The organism is Pseudonocardia broussonetiae (genome assembly GCF_013155125.1).
In the GTDB taxonomy this organism is placed as follows: domain Bacteria; phylum Actinomycetota; class Actinomycetes; order Mycobacteriales; family Pseudonocardiaceae; genus Pseudonocardia; species Pseudonocardia broussonetiae.
In genome coordinates this window covers 4,855,615-4,869,094 of the sequence record NZ_CP053564.1, presented here as the reverse complement: position 1 = coordinate 4,869,094, position 13,480 = coordinate 4,855,615, and the positions used below count along the sequence as shown (strand labels likewise).

General features: G+C 75.9%; 10 protein-coding genes. 2 read left to right on the top strand and 8 right to left on the bottom strand.

What is annotated here, in order from left to right:
* Positions 1-9 precede the first annotated feature (9 nt).
* The 8 genes from HOP40_RS23675 to ruvC form a co-directional block, all read right to left on the bottom strand.
* Positions 10-2,325: a RelA/SpoT family protein gene (locus HOP40_RS23675; protein WP_240157238.1), complete on the bottom strand. Its 2,316-nt coding sequence runs from the start codon at positions 2,323-2,325 to the stop codon at positions 10-12.
* A 26-nt stretch (positions 2,326-2,351) separates the two neighbouring features.
* Positions 2,352-2,900 carry an adenine phosphoribosyltransferase gene (locus tag HOP40_RS23670; RefSeq protein ID WP_240157237.1) on the bottom strand — a complete coding sequence of 183 codons (549 nt, stop codon included), beginning with the start codon at positions 2,898-2,900 and terminating at the stop codon, positions 2,352-2,354.
* Positions 2,897-4,099 (bottom strand): protein translocase subunit SecF, encoded by a 1,203-nt coding sequence (gene secF, locus HOP40_RS23665; RefSeq protein WP_172162070.1) that lies wholly within the window; start codon positions 4,097-4,099, stop codon positions 2,897-2,899. Before secF ends, HOP40_RS23670 begins: the two co-directional genes overlap by 4 nt.
* A gap of 1 nt (position 4,100) precedes the next feature.
* Entirely contained in the window at positions 4,101-5,897 is a 1,797-nt protein-coding gene (gene secD / locus HOP40_RS23660; RefSeq protein ID WP_172162068.1) for a protein translocase subunit SecD, read from the bottom strand.
* 64 nt (positions 5,898-5,961) lie between these two features.
* Entirely contained in the window at positions 5,962-6,378 is a 417-nt protein-coding gene (yajC, locus tag HOP40_RS23655; protein ID WP_172162065.1) for a preprotein translocase subunit YajC, read from the bottom strand.
* A gap of 54 nt (positions 6,379-6,432) precedes the next feature.
* Positions 6,433-7,458: a Holliday junction branch migration DNA helicase RuvB gene (ruvB, locus tag HOP40_RS23650; RefSeq protein WP_172162063.1), complete on the bottom strand. Its 1,026-nt coding sequence runs from the start codon at positions 7,456-7,458 to the stop codon at positions 6,433-6,435.
* On the bottom strand, positions 7,451-8,050 hold the full coding sequence (ruvA, locus tag HOP40_RS23645) for a Holliday junction branch migration protein RuvA (RefSeq protein ID WP_172162061.1): 600 nt from the start codon (positions 8,048-8,050) through the stop codon (positions 7,451-7,453). The genes ruvB and ruvA overlap by 8 nt, the downstream gene beginning before the upstream one ends.
* Positions 8,051-8,212: 162 nt before the next feature.
* Positions 8,213-8,779: a crossover junction endodeoxyribonuclease RuvC gene (ruvC, locus tag HOP40_RS23640; protein WP_172162059.1), complete on the bottom strand. Its 567-nt coding sequence runs from the start codon at positions 8,777-8,779 to the stop codon at positions 8,213-8,215.
* Between the two features lie 158 nt (positions 8,780-8,937).
* On the opposite strand from ruvC, the gene HOP40_RS23635 reads away from it, so the two are divergent.
* Both HOP40_RS23635 and HOP40_RS23630 read left to right on the top strand, forming a co-directional pair.
* Positions 8,938-9,966, top strand: a complete 1,029-nt coding sequence (locus HOP40_RS23635; RefSeq protein WP_172162057.1) for an NAD(P)-dependent alcohol dehydrogenase — start codon at positions 8,938-8,940, stop codon at positions 9,964-9,966.
* Positions 9,967-10,021: 55 nt separating this feature from the next.
* Positions 10,022-13,450 (top strand): ATP-binding protein, encoded by a 3,429-nt coding sequence (locus HOP40_RS23630; protein ID WP_172162055.1) that lies wholly within the window; start codon positions 10,022-10,024, stop codon positions 13,448-13,450.
* The last annotated feature ends 30 nt before the right edge of the window (positions 13,451-13,480 follow it).

The window sequence follows — 13,480 nt, the reverse complement described above, 5'->3', positions numbered from 1 at the left end:
CCGGCCGCGTCAGGACGCGCTGGTCACCCGGTACACGTCGTAGACGCCCTCGACGTTGCGCACCGCCCGCAGCACGTGCCCCAGGTGCTTGGGGTCGCCCATCTCGAAGCTGAACCGCGACACCGCGACGCGGTCGCGCGACGTCGTGACCGACGCCGACAGGATGTTGACCTTCTCGTCGGCGAGGACCTTGGTGATGTCGGAGAGCAGGCGGTGCCGGTCGAGCGCCTCGGCCTGGATCGCGACGAGGAACACCGACCCCGCCGACACCGACCAGGCGACGTCGACGAGCCGCTCCGCGCGGTTCTGCAGCTCGGTGGCGTTGGTGCAGTCGGTGCGGTGCACGGAGATGCCACCGCCGCGGGTGACGAAGCCGAGGATGTCGTCGCCGGGCACGGGCGTGCAGCAGCGGGCGAGCTTCGTGTAGAGGTCGGCGAGGTCGGCCGACTCCCCCTTGACGACGACGCCCGCGTCGCCGGTGGCGCGGCGGGTCCGGATCGTCGACGGGGTGGACCGCTCGGCGAGCTCCTCCTCCGCGTCCTCCATCCCGCCCAGCAGTGCGACGAGGCGCTGCACGACGTGCCGGGCGCTGACGTGGCCCTCCCCCACCGCAGCGTAGAGCCCGGACAGGTCGGGGAAGTGCAGCTCGCGCGACAGCGCGGCCATCGAGTCGGCCGACACCAGGCGCTGCAGAGGCATGCCGGTGCGGCGGGCCTCGCGGGTGATGGCCTCCTTGCCGCCCTCGATCGCCTCCTCGCGGCGCTCCTTGGCGAACCACTGCTTGATCTTGGTGCGGGCGCGCGGGGACGCGGCGAAGGCGAGCCAGTCGCGGCTGGGCCCCGCGCCCTCGGCCTTGGAGGTGAAGATCTCGACGACGTCGCCGGACTCGAGCTTGCGCTCCAGCGCCACCAGCCGGCCGTTGACGCGGCTGCCGATGCAGCGGTTGCCGACCTCGGTGTGCACCGCGTAGGCCAGGTCGACCGGGGTGGAGCCCTGCGGCAGCGTGATGACGTCGCCCTTGGGCGTGAAGACGAAGATCTCCTTGGTGCCCAGGTCGAAGCGCAGCGACTCCAGGAAGTCGCCGGGGTCGGCCGCCTCCCGCTGCCAGTCGAGCAGCTGGCGCATCCACGACATGTCGTCGACGTCGACGGTGCTGCCGGTGTGCGAGCCCTTGGTCTCCTTGTAGCGCCAGTGCGCCGCGATGCCGTACTCCGCGGTGTGGTGCATCTCGCGGGTGCGGATCTGGCACTCCAGCGGCTTGCCGTCCGGCCCGATGACGGTCGTGTGCAGCGACTGGTAGACCCCGAACCGCGGCTGGGCGATGTAGTCCTTGAAGCGCCCCGGCATCGGCTGCCACAGCGCGTGCACCATGCCCATGGCCGCGTAGCAGTCGCGCACCTCGTCGACCATCACCCGCACGCCGACCAGGTCGTGGATGTCGTCGAAGTCGCGCCCCTTGACGATCATCTTGCGGTAGATCGACCAGTAGTGCTTGGGCCGGCCCTCGACGGTGGCGGCGATCCGGGCGGCGTCGAGCTGCTGGGTGACCTCGTCGATGACCTGCTTGAGGTAGGTGTCGCGCGAGGGCGCGCGGGTGGCGACCAGCCGCACGATCTCGGAGTACTTCTTGGGGTGCAGGATCGCGAAGGACAGGTCCTCCAGCTCCCACTTGACCGTGGCCATCCCGAGCCGGTGCGCGAGCGGGGCGAAGACCTCCAGCGTCTCGCGCGCCTTCTTCGCCTGCTTCTCCGGCGGCAGGAAGCGCATGGTCCGCATGTTGTGCAGCCGGTCGGACAGCTTGATCACCAGCACGCGCGGGTCGCGGGCCATCGCGACGATCATCTTGCGGATCGTCTCGGCCTCGGCCGCGTTGCCGAACTCGACCTTGTCGAGCTTCGTGACGCCGTCGACGAGGTGCGCCACTTCGTCGCCGAACTCGGTGCGCAGGTCGTCGAGGGAGTACCCGGTGTCCTCGACGGTGTCGTGCAGCAGCGCCGCCACCAGCGTCGTCGTGTCCATGCCCAGCTCGGCCAGGATCGTCGCGACGGCGAGCGGGTGGGTGATGTAGGGGTCGCCGGACTTGCGCTTCTGGCCCTCGTGCTTGACGTCGGCGACGTCGAACGCGCGCTGCAGCAGCGCGAGGTCGGCCTTGGGGTGCAGCGTCCGGTGGATGCTCGCCAGCGGCTCCAGCACCGGGGCGACGACGGCCACCCGCTGCGGGGTCATGCGGCGCGCGATCCGGGCGCGGACGCGCCGGGTGGCCGAGGGCTTGGCGGGCCCGTCCGGCGTGGGGACCGGGGGCGCCACCGGCTGGACATCGGTCACGGCTCGAGGATAGTCGCCCCGGCGGCTCAGGCGTGCAGCAGCGCGTGCACCGGGACCGGCGCCAGCACCGAGCGGCCGGCCAGGGCCGTGAGCTCCAGCAGGACGCCGAACCCGACGACCTCGGCGCCGGCGTCGGTGAGCAGCGCCGCCGCGGCCGCGGCGGTGCCGCCCGTGGCCAGCACGTCGTCGACGACGAACACGCGCGCGCCCGGCGGCACGGTGCCCGCCGGGAGCTCCAGGGTGGCCGTGCCGTACTCCAGGTCGTAGGTGCGCGACCCGGCGACGCGGGGCAGCTTGCCCGCCTTGCGCACCGGCACCACCCCGGTCCCCGCGACGAGCGCCACCGCGGCCCCGAGCAGGAACCCGCGGGCCTCGATCCCGGCGACGAGGTCGGCCTCCCCCACCCGTGCGGCCAGCTCGGTGGCGACCGTCGTGAACGCGCGGGCGTCGGCGAACACCGGCGTCAGGTCCTTGAACAGGATCCCGGGGCGGGGGTGGTCGGGGACGTCGTGGACCAGGCCCAGGACGTGGGTGAGCGAGCCGTCCTCGTCGAGGTCGGGGTCGGCGACCGTCACGCGCGCCGCCGTCCGGTGGGCCGGTTGGCGGCCGGCTTCCGGTCGCGCGACGACCCCGCGGGGCGCCCGGCGCGCGCGGGCACGCCCGATGCGGCCGAGAGCGCCTTCTCCTTGCGCAGCTCGGTGGCGAGCACGTCGTCGTCGGAGGTGTCGGGGTCGGCGCCCTCGGTCCCGGTGGCCCCGGCGAGGGCCGCGCTCGCCCGCGCCCGGCGCATCCGGACCCGCTCGGCCTGCTCGCGGACCTTCGGGTCGCGCATCTTGAGGTCGACGAGCAGCGGCGTGGCCAGCAGCAGCGACGACACCGCGCCGGCGATGATGCCGACCATCTGCACCAGCGCGAGGTCGGCCAGCGTGCCGACGCCGAGCAGCCCGACTCCGATCACCAGCAGGCCCAGCACCGGCAGCACCGCGATGAGCGAGGTGTTGATCGAGCGCATGAGCGTCTGGTTGAGCGCGAGGTTGGCCGCCTCGGCGTAGGTGCGCCGCGAGAGCCCGAGCAGCCCGCGGGTGTTCTCCTTGACCTTGTCGAACACGACGACGGTGTCGTAGAGGGAGAACCCGAGGATCGTCAGCAGGCCGATGACCGTGGACGGCGTGACCTCGAACCCGATCAGCGAGTAGATCCCCGCGGTGACGACGACGTCGTGCACCAGCGCCACCAGCGCCGCCACGGCCATCGCGCGCTCGAAGTAGAACGCCAGGAACAGCGTGACCAGCACGAGGAACACCACGAGCGCGATCAGCGCCTGCCGCGTGATCTGGTCGCCCCAGCTGCCGCTGACGGCGCTGTCGCTGATCGCGGACGGGTTCGGCGCGCCGTCGGCGCCCAGCGGCGCGAACTCGTCGAACAGCGCCTGCTTGAGCGCGACGAGCTGGGCGGCGTCGAGCGTCTCGGACCGGATCTGCACCGACTGCGCGGCACCGGTGCCGGCGATCTGCACGGCCGCGGGCTCCTCGCCGATCGCGCGCTCGTACACCGCGCGCACGTCCTCGACCTGGACCTCCTGGCTCGTGCCGGAGGTCGGGAACTGGATCTGGGTGCCACCGGTGAAGTCGATGCCCAGGTTGAACCCGCGGAGCACGATCGACAGCAGGCAGACCAGCAGGAGCACCCCGAAGCCGAGGTACCACGTGCGGCGGCGCCCGACGATGTCGAACGCACCGGTGCCGGTGTAGAGGCGGGCGAAGACGCTGGCCATGTCAGGCCCCCTTCGTGGTCGACGCCGAGCCCGTGGACACGGGCCGCGCGGACGCGGCGGCGGCCTTCTTGCGCTCGGCCCCCATCCTCGCGACGGACCCGAGCCCGGAGTACTTCGAGCTGCCGAACACCTTGTTGTTGGACGCGAGCGCCACCAGCGGGTGCGTCACCAGGAACACGACCACGAGGTCGAGCACCGTGGACAGGCCGAGGGTGAACGCGAAGCCCTTCACCTGGCCGACGGCGAGGACGTAGAGCACGACCGAGGCCAGGAAGCTGACGGCGTCGGCGGCGAGGATCGTGCGCCGCGCCCGCACCCAGGCCCGCGGGACGGCCGAGCGGAACGTGCGGCCCTCCCGCATCTCGTCCTTGAGCCGTTCGAAGAAGATCACGAACGAGTCGGCGGTGATGCCGATGGCGACGATGAACCCGGCGACGCCCGCGAGGTCGAGGGTGAACCCGATCCAGCGCCCGAGCAGGACCAGCACCGCGTAGACGACGGCACCGGACAGGACCAGCGACAGGATCGTCAACACGCCCAGGACGCGGTAGTAGATCAGGCAGTAGACGAACACCAGCAGCAGGCCGATGCCGCCCGCGATCAGCCCGGCCTGCAGCGAGGCCAGCCCGAGCGTCGCCGAGACGGTCTGCGCCTCCGACGCGGTGAACGACAGCGGCAGCGAGCCGTAGCGCAGGATGCCCGCGAGGTCCTGGGCCTCCTCCGGCGTGAACTGCCCCTCGATCTGGGTGTCGCCGTAGATCGGCTGGTTGACCGTGGGCGCGGAGACGACCTCGCCGTCGAGCACGAACGCGGCGTTCTTGCCGACGTTGGCCGAGGTGTAGGCGCCCCACGTGGCCGCGCCGGAACTGGTGAACTGGACGCTCACCACGGTGCCGATGCCGCCCTGCGCGGGCTGGGCCTGCGCGCCGGCGATCTCGGTGCCCTCGAGCAGGATCGGCGCGAGGACGTACTTGGCCGTGCCGTCGACGTCGCAGGCGACCAGCGGCAGCGACGGGTCGTCGTAGCCGCGCAGCGGGTCGTTCGCGGCGCAGTCGAGCGCGAGGAGCGCCTGCTCCTGGACGGCCGGGTCGGTGCTCTGGCGCTGCGCGCGGGCCGCGTCGATGGCGGCGGCGAGCTCGGGGTCGGCCGGGGCGTCGGGGACGGTGGCGGCCGGGGCGTCGGGCGTCGGCTCGGGCTCGGGCGTCGGCTCGGGAGTGGGAGCCGTCAGGGGTGTGGTCTGCGCGATCGGCGCCACGTCGGTCTCGACGACCGGCGGGCCCGCGCCCTGCGGCGCGTCCGTCGGAGCGGCGGGGTCGGCCCCGGCCGGGTCGGCGGGAGCGGCCGGGTCGGCGGGGGCCGCCGGGTCGGGGGCGCCGGGCACGGCCGCCGGGTCCGTCGGCGCCGGAGCCGCCGTGGCCGCGATCGGGCCGCCGATGACCTCGCGGATGCGCAGCTGCGCGGTCTGGCCCAGCGACCGGGCCTGCTCGCCGTCGTCACCGGGGACGGTGATCGTCAGGTTGTTGCCGTCGAGCACCACCTCGGAGCCGCCGACGCCGAGCCCGTCGACGCGCTGCTGGATGATCGCCTGCGCCTGGAGCAGCTGGTCGCGCGGCGCCTGCGCACCGGTCTCGGTGCGGGCCTCCAGCGTGACGCGGGTGCCGCCCTGCAGGTCGATGCCGAGCTTGGGCGTGATCCCGCCGCCGCCGGTGAAGAACACCAGCGAGTACAGGACGGCGATGACGCCGACGAACGACGCGAGGTAGCGCCAGGGGCGGATCTGCCCCGGGGTGGTGGCCACGGTGTCTCTTCCTGACTGCGCACCGCGGCGGGTGCCGCGGCGGGGGGTTCGGCGGGCTCCGGCGTCAGTTCTGGCCGGGGCCGCGCGACTCGGTGTCCCGGACGAGCGACGGGTCCTCGACGCGCGACGTGTCCTTCGTCAACGACGGGGGGGCGTCGTCGGTGCCGGTCGTGAGGGTCCCGTCCTCGGCCGGGGCGGTGCTCGCCGGGGTCTCCTCGGTGGCCACGACCTTCTCGCGGACCGCGGCGCGCACCCACGTGGTGACGACGTCGTCGGCGATCTCGAGGTCGACGGTCTCCTCGTAGGAGACGTCGACGACGGTGGCGCGCAGCCCCGACGTGGTGACGACGATGTCACCGACCTGCAGGTCGGACTGCAGCTGCTGCATCTCCTGCATCTGCCGGCGCTGCTTGCGCCCCGACAGGAAGATCGGGATGAACAGCAGCAGGATGAACAGGGGGAACAGCAGTGAGAGGTCCATGGTCTCCGCATCTCCGCACGTCGTCGGCCGGTCGCTGAGTCTGCCAGCCCGGCCTCAGAACAGCGGCGGAGGGCCACCCGGGACGACGTCGGGCGGGGCGGTCAGGCCCAGGTGGGCCCACGCCGTCGCCGTGGCGACCCGGCCCCTCGGCGTGCGCGCGAGCATCCCGGCGCGCACGAGGTAGGGCTCGCAGACCTCCTCGACGGTACCCGGCTCCTCCCCCACTGCGACCGCCAGCGTCGACACCCCGACCGGCCCGCCGCCGAACGACCGGACCAGCGCGCCGAGCACCGCGCGGTCGAGGCGGTCCAGGCCCAGCTCGTCGACGTCGTAGACGGCCAGGGCGTCGCGGGCGACCGTGCGCGTGACGGTGCCGTCCGCGCGGACCTCGGCGAAGTCGCGGACGCGGCGCAGCAGCCGGTTGGCGATGCGGGGGGTGCCGCGGGAGCGCCCGGCGATCTCGGCGGCGCCGTCGGGGTGCAGGTCGACGCCGAGGATGACCGCGGCGCGCCGCAGCACGAGCTCCAGCTCGGCGGGCTCGTAGAACTCCATGTGCGCGGTGAAGCCGAAGCGGTCGCGCAGCGGGCCGGTGAGCGCCCCGGACCGGGTGGTCGCGCCGACGAGGGTGAACGGGGCGATGTCGAGCGGGATGCTCGTGGCGCCGGGGCCCTTGCCGACGACGACGTCGACGCGGAAGTCCTCCATCGCGAGGTAGAGCATCTCCTCGGCCGGGCGGGCGATGCGGTGGATCTCGTCGATGAACAGGACGTCGCCGGGCGCGAGGTTGGACAGCATCGCGGCGAGGTCGCCCGCCCGCTCCAGCGCGGGCCCGGAGGTGAGGCGGATGGCCGCGCCGAGCTCCTCGGCGACGATCAGCGCGAGGCTCGTCTTGCCCAGGCCGGGCGGGCCGGACAGCAGGATGTGGTCGGGCGGGCTGCCGCGGCGCTGCGCGCCCTGCAGCACCAGCGACAGCTGCTCGCGCACCCGCGGCTGCCCCACGAACTCGGTGAGGTTGCGCGGGCGCAGCGTGGCGTCGACGAGGACGTCCTCCTCGTCCGCGGCGGGCGTCAGCTCACCCACGACGACCCAGGCGGGTCAGTGCGCTGCGCAGCAGCGTCGCGGCGTCGGCGTCGGCGTTCTCGACGGCCGCCGCGGCCACCGCCTCCTCGGCGGGGCGCGGGGTGAAGCCCAGGCCGACCAGGGCCTCCACCACCTCGTCGCGGCGGGTGCCCCCCGCCGCCGGGAGCGTCAGCGCGCTCGCCGTGGCGGGCACGGCCACCACCTTGTCCTTGAGCTCGAGCACCATCCGCTGCGCCACCTTCGGCCCGATGCCGGGCACCCGCGTCAGCACCTTCGTGTCGCCGTCGAGCAGCGCGCGGGTGACGTCGTCGGGGCTCAGCACGGCCAGGGTGGCCAGCGCCAGCCGCGGCCCGATCCCGGCGACGGACTGCAGCAGCCCGAACAGCTCGCGCTGCTCGGCGTCGGCGAACCCGAACAGCGTGAGCGAGTCCTCCCGCACCACCAGCGTGGTCGACAGCCGCGCCTGCTCGCCGCGGCGCAGCCCGGCGAGGGTGTTGGGGGCCGCGACGACGGCCAGCCCCACCCCGCCGACCTCGACGACCGCGTGGTCGAGCGCGATCTCCAGCACCTCACCCCGCACGGACGAGATCACGCACAACCCCTCTCGACGACGAACAACAGTTCGACACGCTACCGACCCCCGGCGGCCGCCCGCGGGAGGCTCGCACACACCGTCCGGTGGTGGCACACAGGTCCGGCCCTGTGTGCGGGCCCCGCGGCCTGTGTGCGAGCCGCCCGGTGGGCCACCGCGGCGCTACCGCGCTGCTCGCGCCGCCGCCGCCAGCCGGGCTCGGTGGGCCTTCGCCAGCTCGTCGCTGCGCACCTTGGCCTGCGCCATCCGGTCGAGCATCGGGGCGCGCCAGCAGTGGCAGATCGCGAGCGCCAGGGCGTCGGCCGCGTCGGCGGGGCGGGGCGCCTCGGCCAGCCCGAGCACCTTCGTCACCATGGTCGTCACCTGCTCCTTGCCCGCCCGCCCCTCGCCGGTGACGGCGGCCTTCACCTCGCTCGGGGTGTGGAACGCGACCGGCAGCCCGGCGCGGGCGGCGAGCAGCGCCACCACCCCGCTGGCCTGCGCGGTGCCCATCACCGTGCGCACGTTGTGCTGGCTGAACACCCGCTCGATCGCCACGACGTCGGGCCCGTAAAGCGCGATCCACCGCTCCACCTCGGCGCCGACGGCGAGCAGCCGCCGCTCCAGCGGCAGGTCCGGCGCGGTGCGCACCACGTCCACGGCGACGGCGCGGACGGACCGCCCGCTCGACCCGTCCACGACGCCCAGGCCGCACCGCGTCAACCCCGGGTCGACCCCCAGCACGCGCACCCGAGCTCCCCTCCGCGAACACCCGTTCGACGCGGAGGCTACCGGCGGACGGGCCCGGGGCCTCGGGGGCACGCCGGGCGCGACCGGACCGCGACCGGTGCGCGACCGGTCGGGGACACGCTCGGCGCGCCCCGCTCCCGACACCGGAGGTCCCGACCATGAAGGCCGTCCGCCTGCACGCCTACTCCGAGTCCCCGCGGCTCGACGAGGTGCCCGAGCCCACCGCGACCGGACCGCACGACGTGGTCGTCCGCGTCGGCGGTGCCGGCCTGTGCCGCACCGACCTGCACATCCGGGACGGCTGGTTCGCGCCGGCCGTGCCCACCGACCTGCCGCTCGTCCTCGGCCACGAGACCACCGGCTGGGTGCACGAGGTCGGTACCGCGGTGGAGAACGTCGCGGTCGGCGACGCCGTCATCTGCCACCCGCAGTCGTCCTGCGGGACGTGCCCGGCCTGCCGCACCGGCGACGACATGCGCTGCGCGCGCGGGCTCGACTTCACCGGCCTCACCCGCGCGGGCGGCTTCGCGGAGCTGATGCGCACGACCGACCGCGCGGTGCTGGCGCTGCCCGCCGGCCTGGAACCGGCGGCCGTCGCCCCGCACGCCGACGCCGGCCTCACCGTGATGCACGCCGTCCGCAAGGCCGTGCCGCTGCTCGGGCCGGGGGCCCGCGTGGTGGTGGTCGGGATCGGCGGGCTCGGGCACATCGCCGTGCAGTGCCTGCGCGCCCTCACCGCCGCCGAGGTGATCGCGGTCGACCCCGATCCGGAGTCGCTGAAGCTGGCCACCGACTGCGGCGCGCACCACGCCGTGCCCGCCGACGGGCGCCACGGCGACCGGGTCGCCGAGCTCACCGGCGGCGCGGGCGCCGAGGCCGTGCTCGACTTCGTCGGCGAGGGGGACGCGGTCGCCTCGTCGCTGGCGATGGTGCGGCCCCGCGGTACCTACTTCGTCGTCGGGTACGGCGGCGAGCTCCGGGTGCCGACCTTCACCCTGGTGCTGCCCGAGATCAGCGTCGTCGGCAACGCCGTCGGCACGCACGACGACCTGCGCGAGCTCGTCGCGCTGGCCGCGGCCGGCGGCGTCGGCATCCGGACCCGCACCTACCCGCTGGAGGCGTTCGCCGACGCGTTCGCCGACCTCGAGCACGGCCGGGTGCACGGCCGCGCGGTGCTGGTGCCGTAGCGCCCGCACGAAACGGCTCCTGGACAGCGGGCGGGGCGGCGCGGACCCTGTGCGGATGCCGGCGGTGGCGCTGCGACTCCTCGGACCGGTCGAGGTGCTCGGCCGGGACGGCGCGGTCCGCCCCGTCGGGCCCAAGGAGCGCTGCCTGCTGGCGGTGCTGGCCGTGCACCACGGCGAGGTCGTCGCCGAGGACCGTCTGGTCGAGGCGCTCTGGGACGGCGCGCCGCCGCGCACGGCGGCGAAGACGCTGCAGAACTACGTGCTGCGCCTGCGCCGGGCGCTCGACGGCGGCGGCGTCACGATCCGCACCCGCGCCCCCGGCTACCTTCTCGAGGTCCCGATCACCGGCGACCGCGGCACCGGCGACCCGGACGCCGACGTCCCCGGCATCGACGCGGCACTCGCCGAGGCGCGGGTCGCGGCCGGACGCCGGGCCCTCGCGCGCGGCGACCACGCGGGCGCGCTCGACGCGCTCGACGGGGCGCTGGCGCTGTGGCGCGGGCCGGGGCTCGAGGAGTTCGCCGACCGGGCGTTCGCGCGCACGGCCGCAGCCCGCCTCGCGGAGCTGCGCGCGTCCGCGGCGGAGGACCGCGCCGCGGCGGTGCTCGCGCTGGGGCGCCACCGCGAGGCGGTGGCCGCGCTGGAGACGATGGTCGCCGACCACCCGCTGCGCGAGCGGGGGTGGGCGCAGCTGATGCTGGCGCTCTACCGCGACGGGCGGCAGGCCGAGGCCCTGGAGACCCACCGCAGGCTGCGCGCCGTGCTGGCCGGGGAGCTCGGTGTCGAGCCCGGTCCCGAGGTGCGCGCGCTGCACGCGGCGGTGCTGGCCCACGACCCGGCGCTGGCTCACTCCCCGGCGCCGGCCCACGACCCCGCGCCTGCGGCGGCGCCCGCGCTGGGCGGCCGCGGGACGTTCGTCGGACGGGAGCGCGAGCTCGGCGCGCTGCGGGCGCACGTGGCCGACGCCGCGGCGGGCCGGGGCGGGGTCGTGCTGCTCCGCGGCGAGCCGGGCATCGGGAAGACGCGGCTGCTCGCCGAGCTCGCGTCCGCCGCGGAGGCCGGGGGCGCGTGCGTGCTGACGGGCCGCTGCCCGGAGGGCGGGGCGCTGCCGTTCCACCCTTTCGCCGAGGCGCTGGGCCGGCACGGCACGGACGACCCGGCCGTCGCCGCGCTCGTCTCCGCCGGCGGACCCGAGGGGGCGGCGGAGGCCCTGCGCCCCGACGAGCTGCGCACCCGGCTGCTCGACGCCGTCGCCCGCCGGGTCTCCGCGATGGCCGCGGCGGCGCCGCTGGTGCTGCTGCTCGACGACCTGCACTGGGCCGACAGCGGCACGGTGGCGATGCTCCGGCACACCGCGCGGGTGACGGCGCGCGACCCGGTGCTCGTCGTCGTCGCCTACCGGGGCGAGGAGGTCGACGCCCGGCACCCCCTCACCGACGCGCTCGGCGCCCTGCGCAGCGAGGCCGAGTGCCGCGAGCTGCGCCTCGGCGGCATCGGCGGCGCCGCCCTCGCCCGCCTCCTCCGCGACACCGCCGGCGCGCCGGTCGCGGAGGAGCTGGTCTCGGCCGTGCGCGCCGAGACCGACGGCAACCCCTTCCTGGCCCGGGAGATCGTGCGGCACCTGCACGACGACGGGGTGCTGCGCCCGGACGGCGAGGGGCGGCTGGGGACCGACCTGCCGCTGGCCGCGGTGCCCGAGGGCGTCCGGCAGGTCGTCGCACGGCGCCGGGCGCGGCTGCCCGCACGGGCCGGCCGGCTGCTCGACGCCGCCGCGGGCATCGAGGGCCCGTTCCCGTTCGAGCCGGTCCGCGCGGTCGCCGGGCTCGACGACGCCGAGGCGCTCGCCGCGCTCGACGACGTGCTCGGCGCCGGGCTGGTCGTCCCCGACACCCGGCCCGACCGCTACGACTTCACCCACGCGCTCATCCGGCACGCGGTGCACGGCGAGCTCAACCCGTCGCGCAGGCTCCGCCTGCACCGCGACCTCGCCGTCGCGCTGGACGCCGCCCGGGCGGCCGGGGTGCGCGTCGCGGCGGCCGAGGTGGCGGCGCAGTACCACCGCGCCGCCGGGCTGCCGGGCGCGGAGGCCGGGGTCGCACCGGCGCTGGAGGCGGCCGAGCAGGCCCGCCGCACCGGCGCCCACGACGAGCACGCGGCGTTCCTGCGGGCCGCGCTCGACCTGCTCCCCGGCAGCGACGAGCGGGAGCCGGACCTGCGCGCGCGCCTGGCGGTGGCGCTGGCCTGGGCGCTGCGGTTCGACGAGGCCGTCGACGCCGCCCGGGTCAGCGGCCTGCCCGCCGTGGCCGCGGAGGTCGCCTCGGTGCTGGCGCAGGCGGGCAGCAACCGGCACGCCTGGTCGCTCGCCCCCGCCGCGCTCGGCGCCGTGACCGGCCCGGACGGGCCCGACGCCGTCACGTGGGCCTCGCTGACGCTGCTCGACCTCGACCGGCGGGAGGCCGCCGACCCCGGCCACCCGGGCATCCCGCTCGACCTCCCCGGCCGCCGCGACGCCCTGCGGGTGCTGCTCCGGTCGGGGCGCCTTGCCGGGCGCGGCGACCTGGCCCGCTACGCCGTCGCCGCCGTGCACGGCAGTCGGGCCGCGATCCCCGCGCAGGCCGCCGACGACCCGACGGTCGCGGCGTTCCTGGTCGGCGACTACGCCGCCGCGGTGCCGCTGTTCGAGCGCGACGCGGCCGTCGCGGAGGCGGCCGGGCAGCTGGCCCTGGAGGTGTACTGCCGCGCCGGCGCCGCGCGCTGCCGGGTGGCCCTGGGCGACCTCGACGGCGGCGCGGAGGTGATCGACCACGTCCACGGGCTCGTCGCGCGGCTGCCCGGACTCGGACCGGGCTGGCAGCTGCTGCACCACGAGGGCGCCCAGGACGCGCTCGCGATGGCCCGCGACGACCACTGGCCCCGGCGGATGGCCGCCTTCGCCCGCTGGCGGGAGCCGGCGCCCGACCGGCACTGGGGCAGCGCCGCCATCGACGCGATCAGCGCCCGCGGCGAGGCGCGGATGGGGCGCGCCGCTGCCGCGCTGGGGCTGCTCGGCCGCCCGGTCCGGGCGCTGCGCGACGGCCCCGCCTGGGCCCCGAACTACGCGCGCACGGCCTGTGAGGTCGCCGAGGTGCTCTGGCTGCTGGGCCGGCGCGACCACCTCGCGGTCGTCGAGCGCGCCCTGCGCGAGCGGGTGCTGCCGGCCGACTTCCGGTTCCCGATGACCGACGCCCGGCAGGCGGTGGCCCGGCTGTGCGCCCTCGACGGCCGCCACGACGAGGCCCGGCGGTGGTTCGACGCCGCCCGCACCGTCCTCGACGGGCAGGGCGCGCTCCCCCTGCGCGCGGTCGTCGACCACGACGAGGGGCTGATGCACGCCAGGACGGGCGACGACGGCCGCGCCGCGCCGCTGCTCGACGACGCCGCGGCCGCCTTCTCCCGGCTCGGCATGCCCGGCTGGGCGCGGCGCACGGCGGCGGCCCGTCGCTAGACCCTCGCCCGTTCACCCGCGACCGGCGCC